This window comes from Nocardia sp. NPDC050408 (genome assembly GCF_044458905.1).
In the GTDB taxonomy this organism is placed as follows: domain Bacteria; phylum Actinomycetota; class Actinomycetes; order Mycobacteriales; family Mycobacteriaceae; genus Nocardia.
In genome coordinates, this window is record NZ_JBITIL010000020.1 from 59,074 (window position 1) to 73,636 (window position 14,563).

At 64.9% G+C, this 14,563-nt stretch carries 16 protein-coding genes; 8 read left to right on the top strand and 8 right to left on the bottom strand.

The window, feature by feature from the left end:
• Positions 1 to 71: 71 nt before the first annotated feature.
• Both ACIBJI_RS35855 and ACIBJI_RS35860 read left to right on the top strand, forming a co-directional pair.
• Positions 72 to 476 carry a VOC family protein gene (locus ACIBJI_RS35855; RefSeq protein ID WP_397087748.1) on the top strand — a complete coding sequence of 135 codons (405 nt, stop codon included), beginning with the start codon at positions 72 to 74 and terminating at the stop codon, positions 474 to 476.
• A 166-nt stretch (positions 477 to 642) separates the two neighbouring features.
• Positions 643 to 873 carry a DUF6400 family protein gene (locus ACIBJI_RS35860; protein WP_396956254.1) on the top strand — a complete coding sequence of 77 codons (231 nt, stop codon included), beginning with the start codon at positions 643 to 645 and terminating at the stop codon, positions 871 to 873.
• A 231-nt stretch (positions 874 to 1,104) separates the two neighbouring features.
• Here the strand turns inward: ACIBJI_RS35860 and ACIBJI_RS35865 are convergent, their stop codons facing one another.
• Positions 1,105 to 1,509, bottom strand: a complete 405-nt coding sequence (locus tag ACIBJI_RS35865; RefSeq protein ID WP_396956256.1) for a hypothetical protein — start codon at positions 1,507 to 1,509, stop codon at positions 1,105 to 1,107.
• Positions 1,510 to 2,085: 576 nt separating this feature from the next.
• On the opposite strand from ACIBJI_RS35865, the gene ACIBJI_RS35870 reads away from it, so the two are divergent.
• Both ACIBJI_RS35870 and ACIBJI_RS35875 read left to right on the top strand, forming a co-directional pair.
• Complete coding sequence (locus ACIBJI_RS35870; RefSeq protein WP_397087750.1) at positions 2,086 to 3,021, top strand: ADP-ribosylglycohydrolase family protein; 936 nt, start codon at positions 2,086 to 2,088, stop codon at positions 3,019 to 3,021.
• A gap of 245 nt (positions 3,022 to 3,266) precedes the next feature.
• On the top strand, positions 3,267 to 4,772 hold the full coding sequence (locus ACIBJI_RS35875) for an FGGY-family carbohydrate kinase (protein ID WP_364357902.1): 1,506 nt from the start codon (positions 3,267 to 3,269) through the stop codon (positions 4,770 to 4,772).
• An 82-nt stretch (positions 4,773 to 4,854) separates the two neighbouring features.
• On the opposite strand, the gene ACIBJI_RS35880 is transcribed toward ACIBJI_RS35875, so the two are convergent.
• The 4 genes from ACIBJI_RS35880 to ACIBJI_RS35895 all read right to left on the bottom strand — a co-directional run bounded on the left by ACIBJI_RS35880 (position 4,855) and on the right by ACIBJI_RS35895 (position 9,251).
• Positions 4,855 to 6,126, bottom strand: a complete 1,272-nt coding sequence (locus tag ACIBJI_RS35880; protein ID WP_397087752.1) for a sugar ABC transporter permease — start codon at positions 6,124 to 6,126, stop codon at positions 4,855 to 4,857.
• Positions 6,123 to 6,947: an ATP-binding cassette domain-containing protein gene (locus ACIBJI_RS35885; protein ID WP_364357896.1), complete on the bottom strand. Its 825-nt coding sequence runs from the start codon at positions 6,945 to 6,947 to the stop codon at positions 6,123 to 6,125. The genes ACIBJI_RS35880 and ACIBJI_RS35885 overlap by 4 nt, the downstream gene beginning before the upstream one ends.
• 43 nt (positions 6,948 to 6,990) lie before the next feature.
• On the bottom strand, positions 6,991 to 7,953 hold the full coding sequence (locus ACIBJI_RS35890) for a substrate-binding domain-containing protein (RefSeq protein ID WP_397087754.1): 963 nt from the start codon (positions 7,951 to 7,953) through the stop codon (positions 6,991 to 6,993).
• Between the two features lie 236 nt (positions 7,954 to 8,189).
• Positions 8,190 to 9,251, bottom strand: a complete 1,062-nt coding sequence (locus ACIBJI_RS35895; protein WP_364357919.1) for an alcohol dehydrogenase catalytic domain-containing protein — start codon at positions 9,249 to 9,251, stop codon at positions 8,190 to 8,192.
• Between the two features lie 192 nt (positions 9,252 to 9,443).
• Between ACIBJI_RS35895 and ACIBJI_RS35900 the strand changes: the two genes are divergently transcribed.
• Entirely contained in the window at positions 9,444 to 10,418 is a 975-nt protein-coding gene (locus ACIBJI_RS35900) for a sugar-binding domain-containing protein (RefSeq protein WP_364357890.1), read from the top strand.
• Between the two features lie 64 nt (positions 10,419 to 10,482).
• On the opposite strand, the gene ACIBJI_RS35905 is transcribed toward ACIBJI_RS35900, so the two are convergent.
• Positions 10,483 to 10,890 carry a PaaI family thioesterase gene (locus tag ACIBJI_RS35905; RefSeq protein WP_396956261.1) on the bottom strand — a complete coding sequence of 136 codons (408 nt, stop codon included), beginning with the start codon at positions 10,888 to 10,890 and terminating at the stop codon, positions 10,483 to 10,485.
• A 65-nt stretch (positions 10,891 to 10,955) separates the two neighbouring features.
• Here ACIBJI_RS35905 and ACIBJI_RS35910 point away from each other — a divergent pair, with 65 nt between their 5' ends.
• On the top strand, positions 10,956 to 11,564 hold the full coding sequence (locus ACIBJI_RS35910) for a TetR/AcrR family transcriptional regulator (protein ID WP_397087756.1): 609 nt from the start codon (positions 10,956 to 10,958) through the stop codon (positions 11,562 to 11,564).
• An 84-nt stretch (positions 11,565 to 11,648) separates the two neighbouring features.
• Here ACIBJI_RS35910 and ACIBJI_RS35915 read toward each other — a convergent pair whose 3' ends face one another.
• Positions 11,649 to 11,993, bottom strand: coding sequence for a YrdB family protein (locus tag ACIBJI_RS35915; RefSeq protein WP_364357881.1), 345 nt, complete (start codon positions 11,991 to 11,993; stop codon positions 11,649 to 11,651).
• A 167-nt stretch (positions 11,994 to 12,160) separates the two neighbouring features.
• Here ACIBJI_RS35915 and ACIBJI_RS35920 point away from each other — a divergent pair, with 167 nt between their 5' ends.
• Positions 12,161 to 12,706 (top strand): AAA family ATPase, encoded by a 546-nt coding sequence (locus tag ACIBJI_RS35920; RefSeq protein ID WP_364357878.1) that lies wholly within the window; start codon positions 12,161 to 12,163, stop codon positions 12,704 to 12,706.
• A gap of 347 nt (positions 12,707 to 13,053) precedes the next feature.
• Complete coding sequence (locus tag ACIBJI_RS35925) at positions 13,054 to 13,668, top strand: class I SAM-dependent methyltransferase (RefSeq protein WP_364357875.1); 615 nt, start codon at positions 13,054 to 13,056, stop codon at positions 13,666 to 13,668.
• 204 nt (positions 13,669 to 13,872) lie between these two features.
• On the opposite strand, the gene ACIBJI_RS35930 is transcribed toward ACIBJI_RS35925, so the two are convergent.
• The gene (locus tag ACIBJI_RS35930; RefSeq protein ID WP_364357872.1) at positions 13,873 to 14,334 is read right to left on the bottom strand and encodes a PPOX class F420-dependent oxidoreductase; all 462 of its coding nucleotides are present in this window, start codon (positions 14,332 to 14,334) and stop codon (positions 13,873 to 13,875) included.
• Between the last annotated feature and the right edge of the window lie 229 nt (positions 14,335 to 14,563).

Here is a 14,563-nt window from a genome sequence, read left to right on the forward strand (position 1 = left end):
CGATGAGCGCGCACTCAGAGGGCTAGGAAAACCTCCGTTCGGAACAGTCCCGCACGCGTAGAGTCGCGCGCATGTCTTGCAGGATCACCGAATTGGTCATCGACTGTGCCGACCCGCAACGGCTGGCAGACTTCTGGTGCGAAGTCCTCGGCTACGTCGAACTCGGCTGGGAGGGCGACGACCACCTGGAGATCGGCCCGCCCGGAACCGGCTTCGGCGGGCCGCAGCCCACATTGTTGTTCGGTCGCAGCACCGAGCCGAAGCGCGGCAAACTGCGGCTACACCTCGACGTGAACCCCACCGACCGCGATCAGGAAGCGGAACTGGAACGGCTGCTCGCGGCAGGTGCGCGGAAGGTCGATATAGGCCAGCCCGGCGCCGCAACGTGGCACGTACTGGCCGACCCGGAGGGGAACGAATTCTGCCTGCTCCGGCTCCGAGTCGAGGCAGTGGAGAGCGACCCGAACACACGGTAGCCGCGAAGCGCGTCGTGCTGTGCGCGGATGCTGGTCCAGTCCGCGCACGCCCATCAAATGTGACGAAGTCCAACCGCGGAAGGTGATGCAGGTCATTGCCAGCGCAGGCGTGGTTAGGCATCGTCGTCAATTCGTTTTTGGAAAGAACCTGGTTGGAGATGCCCAAATGGCCGACCACAATTTTGCTTATGACCTCACACTGGACGAGGCACGACGGCGCAGCGCCGTGGTCGCGGCGCTCGGTGACGACTGGGATCCGGCCGCGGTGCTCGCCGAGGAAGATCTGGCATACGACATGCTGTACTCGAATCTCGACGATGAGCAGCAGCGGATCTACGAGGAACTCGTCCTGGCCGGGATCCTGCCGGATCGGGCGACGCGCTATATCGCCGACTGATCTCACCGCCGAGCACGAACCATGACTGGTGTTCGGCGTATTGCCTCCGGCGAGTAGTGACCTAGCTGCTGCGGCTCTCGGCTGAGTTTCGTGGGCAGTGGCTGCGCAGTGATGCCGTCTAAGTCGCTTTCCAACGGTCACGCGGCCGCACCCCAGGTTCGACGGTCAGTGGCCGAGTTGCGGGGTCCGCAGAGGACCCCGCGACCGGCTGTACTGCGCCGCCCGCACCCCTCAGGCGGCGTCGAGGGCCGCAGTGATCTTGCGGGCCATCGCAGCCACAGCGGGACTGGACTCACCCTTGCGGGGCCCGACGGCGGCTTCGACGGCGACCAGGACGGTACCTCGGAAATTGTCGGCCTCGCCCGGATGCTGCTCGCCGAGCAGGCGCATGGCCTCGGTCAGGGCCGGCAGCACCTGGTCGGCGAGTTCGGCGACAGACTTACCTCGCAGGTGAATGTCTTTGGACTTGGCGGCGAGCACATGCCCGACCAGCCCGGTCGCCGAGGTCAGGGCGATCGAGCCGTGCGAGATGCCCTTGTGCGGCGCACCGGAGGCGGCCATCAGCGACACCGCACCATAGGCGGCGGTACGCAGGGTGCTCTTGTCCTGGTCGGTCAGAGTGATGGTGACAGACATGTCGTGTACTCCTCGAAATCGGTTGTGGCACCGTGCCGGTGCCGGTCGTTTTGTTCGATGTACACACTGTCGCCGGGCCGACTGACACCGACCTGACACACACCTGACACCCCCACTGACACCGCGAACGACCATCAACGCCCCAGCTAACCCGCTGACGACCACACCGCCCGAGACCGCTGTGGCTCAGAACGTCCTATGCCGCGACCACGCGTTCGATCAGGCACAAACGTTAGCCAGCAGTCGATCTCGCGAGCTTCTGCATCTGCCGCGGCGGCCCGGCCAGATCTAGCTCCAGAACATAACCTTGCGCACCCGCCGAAGCAGGTGGTTGCGCTGTGTCGCAGGCAATTCCCCGCGCACATCGCTGGACCCGAGGCCGAAATCCGAAACGGTGCCGACGGAGCGCTCAGGGATTTCGCTTCTCGCACAACGCCGCCCAAGTTGCGTGGTAATCGACTGTCCACACGGTTGCCTCGATCACACATTCGCCATGCGCGTAGATCGTCTTCCCCTTGGCTATCATCAGACGCAATGCATGTCGAGTTGATGCTTGATTCTTTGGATGGACTGTCCGTGGGGGACGCTTTGGGGCAGCAGTTCCCGATCATGCGCCGATCCATCGCAGATCTTCGGGCAGACAATCTTCCTGCCGGACCGTGGGGGTGGACCGACGACACCGAAATGGCCTGCTCCGTGGTTACCGAGCTGTCCAGTCGCGGCGAGATCGACCAGGATCGGCTTGCTACCACTTTTGCGCGACGCTTCGACCCGGCCCGTGACTACGGTTTCGCCACGGTCGGCACCTTGGGGCGAGTCCGCGATGGCGTGCATTGGCGCAAGGCGGCCGCAGCCGCGTTCGGTGACGAGGGTTCCTGCGGCAACGGTGCGGCCATGCGGGTTGCCCCCTTGGGTGCCTTTTACGCCGGCGACCCGGAAAAGGTTGTCGCCGAAGCGGTCCGGTCGGCGCAGGTGACCCATCTACATCCCGAAGGGATCACCGGCGCCGTCGCGGTCGCACTCGCCGCAGCCCACGCCGCGCATGCCCGCCTCAACGGGACACGGCCCACACCAACCGAATTCATCACCAGCATCCTGGACCGCCTCGACCACGGTGACACGACCCGGCTGATCCGCCGCGCCCGCACCCTACTCGGAGCCCCCGCCGCCGAAGCCGCGAACGAACTCGGCAACGGATCTCTGGTCACCGCGCAGAACACCGTGCCGTTCACGATGTGGGTCGCAGCCACACATCTGGACAACTACCCGGCCGCAATCACCACATGCATTGCCGCAGACGGAGATATCGACACCACCAGCGCCATCGTCGGCGGAATCGTCGCCGCCTACACCGGCAACCGCCCGGCCCCGATCGTTGGGATACCCCAAACATGGCTTGCCGCACGAGAGGAGTTGCCCCACTGGTGCAACTCCATCGATCGAACACACAGGCGCAAGAATTCTGTATACGACCGCGCACGACGATGGCTGTCAAGCGCATCATCGAGATGACCACGATTGGCCGGCCGGCATCCGCCGCCTGTCATCGGCCATCGGCATCACAGTGCCCGATGGCAACGTCGAACTGCTCGACCGTGCGGCCGTTCGGGGGCTGCCCCGTTGGGGTGCTGCCCGAGGTGGCGGCGGCCGCGACGGACCGAAAGCAAAACAGAGCTGGACGACGGCAACGGTCCGGTATCCGCCGCCCGACTCTATTACGCTGATGCCGAACGCGCGGGAATGATGTGGAAGTGCGGGTGACTGGGTTGTCGGATCTGCTGCTTGGTGTCGACATGGGTACGGGCAGCACCAAGGGGGTGCTGACAACCAGCGACGGCACGATCCTCGCGACGGCGGTCCGAAAACACGGCATGAGCCTTCCTCGGCCGGGCTGGGCAGAGGTAGATGCAGAGACCATCTGGTGGGGCGATCTGGTCGAGGTATGCCGGGAACTCGTTCCCCATATCGCAGAGCATCGTCTAGCCGGCATATGCGTCAGTGGCGTCGGTCCGTGCCTGCTGCTGTGTGACCAGGATTTGCGCCCGGTCCGGTCGGCGATTCTCTACGGAATCGACATGCGGGCTACGGCCGAGATAACTGAACTCACTGACCGACTCGGTGCCGACCAAGTGCTGCAGCGTTGCGGTAAAGCTCTGTCGACGCAAGCAGTGGGACCGAAAATGCTGTGGATGGCGCGGAACGAGCCCGACGTGTGGCGACGGGCCACCCGGTGGTACAACTCCAGCTCATATGCCGTCGCAAAACTGACCGGGGCCTACGTGCTCGACCACCATACGGCCAGCCAGAGTGACCCGCTGTACGACCTGCGCGGGCAGGATTGGGCGCAGGACTGGATCGGCGATATCGTCGGGCATCTCGAGATGCCGCAGATCGTTTGGCCACATGAGGTTGTGGGCGCAATAACGTCAGCGGCCGCACAGGAGACGGGTCTGCCCGCCGGAACTCCCGTCTGCGCGGGTACCGTCGACGCCTGGAGTGAGGCTTTCAGCGCCGGGGTGCGGCGCCCCGGGGACGTGATGCTGATGTACGGCTCGACGATGTTCTTCGTCCAGGTTCTTCCTACCCTCCAAACCCACCCGCTGCTATGGACAACCTCTGGCATCGAGCCGGGGCAGTTCACGCTCGCCGCGGGAATGTCGACCTCGGGGTCGCTCACGTCATGGGTTCAGCAGTTGACCGGGGACGTGCCGTTCGAACAGCTCATCGCCGAGGCGGCGGCCGTGCCGCCTGGATCCGACGGCCTGGTACTCCTGCCGTACTTCGCTGGTGAGCGCACGCCGATCTTCGACCCGAGAGCGCGTGGCGTCGTCGCCGGACTCAGTCTGCGGCACGGGCGGGGCCACCTCTTCCGTGCCGCATACGAGGGCATCGCCTACGGCATCCGGCAGATCATCGAGTTTCTCGACAGCGAGCAGACCCCGATCGAACGGCTCGTGGCTGTCGGCGGTGGAACGCAGGGTGGCTTGTGGACTCAGATCGTGAGCGACGTCGTCGGCCGACCCCAGGTGGTACCGACCCAAACCGTGGGCGCGAGCTACGGCGACGCACTGCTCGCCGCGATCGGAACCGGCCTGGTTCCACCGGAGACCGACTGGGCGACCGTCGGTCAGCTCATCGAACCGAACCCCCGCACCCGGGCACTTTACGACGACCTGTTCGGCGTCTACGACAGCCTGTACGGAGCGACGAAACCGCTCGTGCACACGCTGTCCGCCATCCAGGAGTCCCCCTTCACCGAGTGACTCCGCACATGCCGGAGGGATGTGTGCGCGACATGCAAGTCGGGCCGCAATTGGCCCTACTCACATCTCCGGAGGATGTTCCTCATGCCTGTCCGTGCGAGACGCGGGATCGGCGCGCCAATGAATCGATGAGTACCGCCAGGGCAAGGACAGCACCGGTGATCATGAACCGCGGGGCCGACGACAGATTCAGCAATGTCAATCCATTCGAGATGGATTGGATCACGAGGATTCCCAGCAGGGCTGAATACGCTGATCCTCGACCACCGAACAGGCTTGTACCGCCGATGACGGCTGCGGCGATGGCGTTGAGATTGACGTCGCCGGTGCCGGCACTCTGACTGGCCGAGGCCAGCCGGGCCGCCATGAAAATACCTCCGAGCGCCGCGAGCGTGCCGGTGAGGACGAACGCAGACGTATAGACCCGGTTGACGTTGATACCGGCCCGGCGCGCGGCCTCGACGCCGCCGCCGACCGCGAACATATGCCTTCCCCAGCGGGTCCGGGTCAGGCCATAGTTTGCCACCACGACCGCGATGACGAAGACCATGAACATCCACGGCACTCCATTGTCCTGGTTGAGATACCAGGTGGCGGCGAGGAAGACGACCAGGAGCGCACCGCTCTTGATCAGCCGGGATTGCACGGACGGCCGGGATAGATTGGCCCGTGCCCGTTCTCGGATGTTCGCCAGACCCGCGATGAGCACGCCGACCGCAGCGACGACGCAGATTACATAGGCCACAGCGGGTGGGAGGAACTGCTGCTGGCCGAAGGTCACCAGTTGCGAACCGTACGGGAGGTTGATCGACCCGTGGCTGCCGAGCAGCTGAAGCTGAAGTCCGAGGAAGGCGAGCAGGCCGGCCAGAGTCACAACGAAGCTCGGCATACCGAATCGGGTATAGACCAGTGAATAGAGCAGCCCGATCAACGCACCGCTGAGCAGAGCCGATAGGACGGCCACCGGCATGGGCCAGCCCTTGTTGACCCACAGGACCCCGAGGAACGCCGCCGAGAGACCACTCAAGGAACCCACCGACAGGTCGATCTCCCCGAGAATCAGGACCAGCACGATGCCCAGGGAGATCATTCCGACGGCCGCACTGTCGTACAACAGATTGACCAGGTTCGTCGAGGTAAGGAAGACCGGGTTCAGGGTCTGGAAAACAACGGCGATGCCGACCAGACCGACGAGGACGGGGAGCGGGCCCAGATCACCGGAGCGCACGCGGCGACCGAATCCGGTGATCATCCCGCCGACGCTGCCCACACCGACGGTTACTCGGCTGTCCTGGCGGTCGAGTTCAGTGCGCTCGGCCGCCTCGGACTTCGTGGACGTTTCCGTCTGACTCATGACAGCTCCTCTGCGGTGTTCGCAACAGCCGCGTCGACCTCGACCGCTCGCCGGGCCGATCGACGAGCGACGACGTTGTCCGTGGCGCCCGTGATTGCCGCGACAAGCTCATGGTTGCTCACATCCGGACCGAAGGTTCCGTTGTTGCGGCCGAGCCGCAGCACCACGATCCTGTCCGCGACCGCCCGAACGTCCTCCATGTTGTGACTGATCATGATGACGCCGAGCCCCTTGGCGCGCACCCGCTCGATCAGGTTGAGGACTTCCGCGGTTTGCGCCACCCCCAGCGCGGCAGTCGGCTCGTCGAGCATGATGAGCCGGGGGTTGACCAGCAGCGACCGGGCGATAGCGACGGTTTGGCGCTGACCACCCGACAGCGACGCGATGGGGACGCGAACGCTCGGGATCCGAGCCGATAGCTCTCCGAGCAGCTCCCAGGAGCGGGTCTCCATCTCGACCTCGCTGAGCCGCGTCCTACCGAGCTCTCGACCGAGGAACAGGTTGGCGACGACGTCGAGATTCTCACAGAGCGCGAGATCCTGGAAAACGGTAGCGATGCCGAGTTCGAGTGCCGCGTTCGGCGAGGGAATTGTGACGGGCTTCCCGTCGAAGAAGAGCTCACCGGAGTCGGGCTGATGGACCCCGGACAGGACCTTGACCAGGGTGGACTTACCAGCCCCGTTATCGCCGACGAGGGCGACCACCTCGCCGGCGTGGACTTCCATTTCGATGTCGGTCAGCGCGGAGACCGCGCCGAAAGTCTTGCCGATACTGCGAAGGCTGAGCACCGGCGTCGTGGACGATGTTGCCGTGGCTGTCATAAGAACTCTATCGATGGCGTACAAGGGTGGCGTGCAGGCGGTTTCAGGAGATCCCCAGTGCGGTGCATCCGGTGGCATAGGCACCAGTACACAGCTCCGCCGCGGTGTTGATCTTGGCGTCGACGATGTCAGCCTTCAAGTTGTCCCGTGTGACGACCTTCGGCACGAAGAGCATGGTCGGGGCCGTGAAGATGGTTGTGAGGTTGCCGCCACCGACGGCCTCGACCTGCTTGCCCTCGACGAGATCGACGACGACTTCAGCTGCCGCGGAAGCAACTATCTCGCTCGGCTTGGAGATCGTGTTGTACTGGTCCCCCGAGATCACGAGCTGGAGCCCGGCGTTGGTCGCGTCGTTACCGGTAACCGGCGGGATAGGCTTGACGTTCGCGGCCTTCAACGCGGCAATGGCACCACCGGCCGTCCCGTCGTTGGCCGCGACGATCCCACCGATCTGACCCCCGAACCGCGAGACCTGGCCCGCGACCCACTGCTGAGCAGCGGTCGGCTCCCAGTCAGGGGTGTCGTACTCGGCGAGCGTCGCATACCCGCCGCTGGCGAGGCCTTCGTGGATGCCCTTCTTGATCAAACCTGCTGCCGCGTCGGTCGGTGAGCCGTTGACCTCCAGGATCCCCTTGTCGGTCGGGACGCCGGTGTCCTTCATGTGCTTGACGAGCGATTCGGCGATCGCCTTGCCGATGGCCTCGTTATCGAAGGAAACGTAGTAATCGACCTTCGCGTCCGGGATGGGCCGATCGTAGGCAACGACCTTGATTCCCCTCGCCTGAGCACGTGACACCATCGAGGCCGCGGCGGTGGAGTCGACCGGATCGATCACGATGGCCTTGACGCCCTGCGAGATGGCGGCGTCGAACTGCTGCTGCTGCTTGGCTGCGTCAGCGTTGGCGTTGTTGTAGAGCGCCGTACAGCTCGCGCACAACTTGCTGAGCGCAGCCTTGAAGCCCGGCGCATCATGCTGCTCATACCGGGTCGATGCCTGGTCCGGCATGAGGAAGGCGACCTTCGCGCCATCGATACCGCCGGTAGCGGTTTTGGCGTTCTTACCCGAGCTACACGCCGCGAGCGGAAGGGTGAGGGCAATAGCGAGGACAATGGCAGCCCGGGTCGTCTTGGTAACGTTCATAACGATGTCTTTTCCGATCTGATGTGATGTCCGGGTGGCAGTGGGCGACCATGGTTCGGCCAGTCGCGAGCCGATCGTTTCCGTCAGCCTGAGCCGACCGATCAGGGAATGAGTGAGACCTTGATCGACTCCTTACCCGATGCGACGAGGTCGAGTCCGCGCGCGAACTCCGCAATCGGCAGCTGGTGGGTGCAGATGTCGTCGAGCGGGAGCTTGCCGCCCTCGATGAGCCGGATCGCAGCAGGCCAGCAGTTCGGTCCTAGATGGGCGCCGCGCACGTCGAGTTCCTTGTCATCGCTGATGATCGTCCAATCGACGGTCACCGCCTCCTTGAAGACGCTGTATTCGATGAAGCGACCGAGCTTGCGCAGCAGGTTGAGGCCCTGGATCACCGCCGACGGGTGCCCGGTCGCCTCGAGGTAGACATCGGCGCCATAACCACCGGTAAGTTCTCGAACGCGGGCAACGGGATCTTGCTTGCTGATGTCTATCGTCAACGTGGCCCCGGCGCGCGCCGCAAGCTCCAGCTTGCGCGGTTCCATGTCCAGTGCAATGACCTGGGCCGGAGACTTCGCCGCCGCACCCGCGACCATGCCGAGGCCGATGGGCCCGCACCCGGCGACGACAACCACATCGGAAAACGTGATGTCGGCCCGTTCGACGGCGTGGAGTGCGCAAGACAGCGGCTCCGCGAAGGCCGCGTGCGCAGGGGGAATGTCAGCGCTGATCCGGTGGACCAGAGAACCCTGCGTGATGACCATGTACTCCTGCATGCCGCCGTGGGTTGCGCGCTTGAAGCCGTAGATGTCGTGCACCTGACACATGTGGTAGTTGCCCTCGGCGCAGTAGCGGCAGTTCCAGCACGGAACGATCTGCTCGACGACGATGCGATCGCCGACCTCGACGCCCCAGCGCTCGCGAGCGGCATCGTCGAGCTCGACGATCCGCCCGGTGATCTCATGCCCCGGTACGACCTCCGTCTCCGCCCATGCCGCCCGGTTTTCGTCACCCCAGAACTTCGATGCGCCGTGGTAGCACTTCAGGTCGCTCGCGCAAATGCCGACGGCCTCAACGCGGATGAGTGCCTCTCCTGGCCTCCGCGACGGGACCGGTAGCTTCTCCAGCCGGTAATCAGCGGGACCGTGACACACGACTGCCTGCATTGTGTCACCAGCGCAATCGGCTGACCGGGTGCGTTGTCGATCAGTCACGGGGGACTCCTTCTGCCTGCCTCCCGAGGGAGGCGTGTTCCATGTCACTATAGACATCAGTGAACAGAAGTACAGCACAAATGTTCAGACCCGATCGAATACTCTGAACATCTGCACACTGATTCGCACGGAAGGAGGATGCCGATGAGAGACCGAGCAGCCGGGAGTATCGATGCGGGCGCCCGCCGCCGGTTTCCTCCCGGGCTGGTGTACCAGGCGGCGCGGCTGTACTACCTGGACAACGCGACTCAGGCCGAGATCGCACACCAAATCGGCACCAGCCGTGCGACCGTGAGTCGCCTCCTCGCCGAGGCGCGCGAGACCGGCATCGTCCAGGTCACAGTCCGTAACCCGCACAAGCGGGCGCTGACCGACCTCGAGCATGATCTCCGCCAGGCGCTCGGACTAACTGCGGCATACGTGACACCGGAGTCCCCAGGCGTCGAATTGGGGACGCTGCTCGCTCCCCGCGTCGCCGACGCGCTCACCGAATCGCAACTGCGCCCCGGAGACACGCTTCTAGTGTCAACCGGCGCAACGGTATTCGCAGTCGCGCGGCACGATCTCCCACCGCTGCCCGGCGTCGTCCTGTGCCCGACAGTCGGCGGTATCGAAGAGCCGGAGGCGCACTACCAGTCGAACGAGATCACGCGGGCGCTGGCGCTGCGAGTCGGCGGAGTCCCCGTCATGCTGTACACCCCCGCCATGCCGAGCCCGACCCTGCACGAAGCGTTGATGAGCGACCCACAGATCCAACGGGTCCAGCAACTGTGGCGGTCCGCGCGCGCCGCACTACTCGGGATCGGTGCTCCACCGCTGCACCGATCGTCGCTGCCGAGCGTCATCTCGGCGCGGGAGGCAACGCTCGAGCACGCCGTCGGTGACATCTGCGCCCGCCCATACGGACCCGACGGAGCGCCGATCGAGTCCAGTGGGTTCGAGCGCCTCATCGCCATCCCGCTGGAGGATCTCCCGCGCATTCCGCACACAATCGGCGTGGCCATCGGCCAAGACAAGGTGGATTCAATCCTCGTGGCGGCCCGCGCCGGCTACGTGAACACCCTCGTGACCGACAGCCCCACGGCGGAGGGGCTCCTCAGAGCGGCTGCCGTCAGATAGCTCATGTCGCCGGTGTTCTGATCTTGGACCGTTGGCGGTCCTGCTCCCGCATCTGACAGCGGTTTCAGGCGGCCGCGTGTGGCACGCGTGTCTGCACAGTTTGGATCACATGGACGCACAGCTCGCCGGATTCGTCCGCGATTTGCACACCCACCACCACCGCGGTGCGGCTGACGCGGATCGGCGCGGCGACCGCATGCGCCGCTCCGCGGACCGGACGAAGAAAATGCGTTGTCGAATCGGTCGTCGCGGGCAGTGCCCCCGGGGCGGAATTCAGGGCGGCACAGACCGCGGCAGCCGCATCGGCCAACCCCATCAGGGCACCGCCGTGCAGGCCACCCCCTGTTGTCGACAGCGCGACGGTATGGGTCAGGCGGGCGGCGACCGCGGAGGGTGTGAGTTCCGAGAACTCCACTCCGAGAGTGCGAACGAACGGAGCGAGTTGGTAGACGTCCTCGGCGGTGATGGTCATGGTTGGCCTCTCATTGTTGTAGAGACTTCACTCTACAACCATGTCTGGAGAGTATTCTCTACAGCGTGGTGAGATTCGTACACGACACCGCGGCGATCCTCGACGCTGCCGCGCGGCTGCTGGCTACGCAGGGACCCGCCGGCGTCACGATGTCCGGGGTGATCCGGGAATCCGGTGCGCCGAGCGGTTCGGTCTACCATCGCTTCGCCGATCGGCCCTCATTGCTCGCCGCCCTGTGGAACAGGGCCGTCGGGCACCTGCACCAGGACGCCTACGTCCTGTTCGACGAGGACGATCCGGTCGAGGCCGCCGCCGCGATCACAGGCCACATCGTGCAGTGGTGCCGGAGCAACCCGCTCGACGCACAGGTCCTGCTCGCAGGTGTTCACCACTTCACTCCCCAGAGCTGGCCCGCCACCGCGCGTGAGGAACGCGCCGCCGAAACAGCCCGGTGGGATGCTGCCATCCGCGGACTCGTCCACTCGTTACGCGCCGAAACCGGGGTGTCCACGGCAACGATCCTTCTCACCATTGTCGACCTGCCATACGCCGCGGTTCGGCGATATCTGACAGCCGGCCGGCCGATACCCACAGAACTCGACGTCCAGGTACCCACCATGGTGCACACGCTGCTGAACAGCTTGCCCGCCGCAGAGGACAGAGCCGCCGTTTGATCGAGCATCGAGACAACCGGTTCCGCGCTGGTCACCGCATCCGTCCGCAAAGATCTCCTGAACTCCGTACATCACGCGGCGTGCTCACAAGTTCAGATGCCCAAACCTGATCGCCAACAGATTCGCTACCAGGACGGCGACGAATACGACCGCGACCGCTCGGTAGCTCACGGCCCACAGTCCGACCGCAGCGCTGCCGAAAACCACGACCTTGGTGACGATCGCGAGCAGTGGGTTGTCGAATGTCGCATGCGGCGCCGCGAACAGGCCCCAGACCAGCGCCGCGAGAAGCGGCACGCCCACAGCCAATACGAGCTTGACCGGAGTCACGGTGGCGGTCTTCCAGCCCCACAGTCCCAGCGCCCCGAGCGCGACCAACTCCATCCCGAATGCCAGCGTGAGGTTGGCCCATTTCCAGACTTCCTGCATGTCCGTTCTCCCACGAGTCGCCGAGAGCATCGCTCTCTAATGAGAGCAGTGTGCACGGCCGGTTCAGCTTCGTCAAGTTGCTGCCCGGCACCGGCCGCGGGCGTCGAGCCGGAGAATGGTGGCGTCCAGGTTGAGATAGCGGCTCGTGTCGTTGAGACACTGAGGATGTGGACGGGGATGGCGAACTCAGCGGGCAACTGGTTGTCCTGCGTGGGGACTCGGGGGCAGGAAAGTCTTCGGTCGCCAGAGAAGTGCAGCGCGGCTTCGCAAAGGGACGCTGCGCCGTTGTCGGCCAGGACGTTATCCGTCGGACGATCCTGCGGGAACGCGACGAACCCGACGCATTCAATGTGACCCTGATCGAGACGATCGCCACCGCCTGCCTGGACCACTGCGCGGTCGTAGTCGTCGAGGGCATCCTCGACGCCGACCGATACGGACGGATGCTCGAGCGGCTACAGCATCGTGCGTTCCGATCACACTTCTACGCGTGGGACCTGGCCTTCGAAGAAACTGCACGGCGTCACCACACACGACCACAAGCAGCCGAGTTCACGGTCGCCGACATGCGCTCGTGGTACCGCGGCTGGCAACCACTGCCCTTCGTGGACGAACTGCGCATGGGAGCCGACTGGAGCTTGCATGCGACTGCTCGACGAATCCGCTCGGACCTCCTCTGCAAACCGCGACCGGAAGCGTTGGAGCGCAACTGATGTCGGCAGCCGACCAACCGTCGGCCCGGCGCCGACGCCTCGGCCGCGGCTCGCATCGCCCACCATGCCCGCCGAACCGACCTCCGGTTCTCCGCGTGCTGGCATCGGCCGGAATATGCTGTGCCGCAATGGGAGTGCTCGCGCCGCAGCGTAAACGAACCTGCCCAACCAACGTCCGGAAATGCCGTAACCAGAGTGCTCAGAAGCCTGGTCGCCGTTATCCGCCTGAAGTCCGGTGTCGATGGGCGGGCTGCATCGGCGTCGGGCATCATCATGCCGCGCGCTCACTATCGGCACGGCGGTGGCACAGTGAACCAGTGGCGGGCCCGAGCGAAGAGGAACAGACCATGAGCGGACGTACCCCCAGCCAGTGGGAAGAGCTCACTGCTGCTGACCCTGCGCATTCGACGTGGTACGTGGAGCGATTCCGAGCAATGGCGGCCGAAGGCACGGATATTGTCGGGGAGGCCCGGCTGGTGGACGCGATGCTCGACCGCAGTGGCCGAGTCCTGGATGCAGGGTGCGGTCCGGGGCGTGTGGGTGCCTACCTGCACCGAGCTGGCCACGTCGTAGTCGGCGTCGACGTCGACCCGGTGTTGATCGCTGCGGCGGAGCAGGACTATCCCGGTCCGACCTGGATAGTCGGTGATCTCGCCGAATTGGACTTGCCGGGGCGCGGGGTGGCCGGCGACTTCGATGTCATCGTGTGTGCGGGGAACGTGATGACATTTCTGGCGCCGTCCACCCGGGAGGCGGTGCTGGCCGGGTTCGCCCGCCATCTCGCCCCAGCCGGACGGGTGGTTGTGGGTTTCGGCGCCGATCGTGGTTACGAGTTCCCGCAGTTCCTGGCAGACGCCGAGGACGCCGGACTCACGGTGGATTTGCGGCTATCGACGTGGGATCTACGTCCATTTACCGAGGAGTCCGACTTTCTGGTGGCGGTGTTCTCGCGCGCAGATTGAAGCCTGCCCAGATCTCGAACCCGACTGGGCTCTATCCGTTCCACTGCAGCACCGAACACCCGCTACTGTCGCTTCCCGCGCTGATCGAACGAGTCGACCTGCATTCCGGCTGCCGTGCGATAGGCGGAGATATGTGTCGGGTACCGACCACACCGGCCCAACTGCGGGTGATGTGGTACGAAGGCCAGGCAGTGATCGACCGTCTCAGTCCGCGAGTTCGGGCGGGAAGCCGCCCGTCGCAATAGGTCCCCAGCGTTCGATATCTATGCGCAACAGCGACTTGTTCTGCCGTGCCATGGCCTCGCGGTACTCAGCCCAGTCCGGATGTTCGCCGGAGATAGCGCGAAAGTACTCGACGAGACCGTCGAGGGCTTCCGGCATGTCCAGGACCCCGGCGCGACCATCGACCTGCACATAGGGGCCGTTCCAGTCGTCGGACAGCACGCAGATCGACACGCGCGGGTCGCGTCGCGCGTTGCCGACCTTGGCGCGGGTCGGGTAGGTCGACACCACGATGCGGCCCTCGGGATCAATCCCGCAGGTTACCGGCGACAATTGCGGGCGGCCGTCGCCGCGGCTCGTAACCAGGACGCCGCGGTGGCGGGTACGCAGGAATTCCAGCAGTTCGGCTCGTTCGACCCGGTCGGCGGTGGCAATACGTGGCATGGTCGGGCTCCTGTCGTGGCGAGGCCAGGGGGCAAACGCAGTCGCCGTCATGGTGTCACATCGATAGACCGCACTGCTGCGACCGCCGCGGGCACCATCGCCATCGAGAGTTTCACCTGTAGAGCTTCGGGTCGGGAACCGGCTGTGGCGCAGCACCGTCGGATCCGAATCCCGGGCCGAGCGAATAGGAACGCTGATCCTCCTTCGTCACGCGGCCCGTTGTGGCCGC

Excerpts from the sequence above, each read along its gene's own strand:
- ACIBJI_RS35930 (WP_364357872.1), bottom strand. The coding sequence starts at position 14,334 with ATGCCACGTATTGCCACCGCCGACCGGGTCGAACGAGCCGAACTGCTG.
- ACIBJI_RS35905 (WP_396956261.1), bottom strand. The coding sequence starts at position 10,890 with ATGACCATCACCGCCGAGGACGTCTACCAACTCGCTCCGTTCGTTCGC.
- ACIBJI_RS35865 (WP_396956256.1), bottom strand. The coding sequence starts at position 1,509 with ATGTCTGTCACCATCACTCTGACCGACCAGGACAAGAGCACCCTGCGT.
- ACIBJI_RS35885 (WP_364357896.1), bottom strand. The coding sequence starts at position 6,947 with ATGACAGCCACGGCAACATCGTCCACGACGCCGGTGCTCAGCCTTCGC.
- ACIBJI_RS35855 (WP_397087748.1), top strand. The coding sequence starts at position 72 with ATGTCTTGCAGGATCACCGAATTGGTCATCGACTGTGCCGACCCGCAA.
- ACIBJI_RS35915 (WP_364357881.1), bottom strand. The coding sequence starts at position 11,993 with ATGCAGGAAGTCTGGAAATGGGCCAACCTCACGCTGGCATTCGGGATG.
- ACIBJI_RS35925 (WP_364357875.1), top strand. The coding sequence starts at position 13,054 with ATGAGCGGACGTACCCCCAGCCAGTGGGAAGAGCTCACTGCTGCTGAC.
- ACIBJI_RS35860 (WP_396956254.1), top strand. The coding sequence starts at position 643 with ATGGCCGACCACAATTTTGCTTATGACCTCACACTGGACGAGGCACGA.
- ACIBJI_RS35900 (WP_364357890.1), top strand. The coding sequence starts at position 9,444 with ATGAGAGACCGAGCAGCCGGGAGTATCGATGCGGGCGCCCGCCGCCGG.
- ACIBJI_RS35890 (WP_397087754.1), bottom strand. The coding sequence starts at position 7,953 with ATGCCGGACCAGGCATCGACCCGGTATGAGCAGCATGATGCGCCGGGC.
- ACIBJI_RS35895 (WP_364357919.1), bottom strand. The coding sequence starts at position 9,251 with ATGCAGGCAGTCGTGTGTCACGGTCCCGCTGATTACCGGCTGGAGAAG.
- ACIBJI_RS35880 (WP_397087752.1), bottom strand. The coding sequence starts at position 6,126 with ATGAGTCAGACGGAAACGTCCACGAAGTCCGAGGCGGCCGAGCGCACT.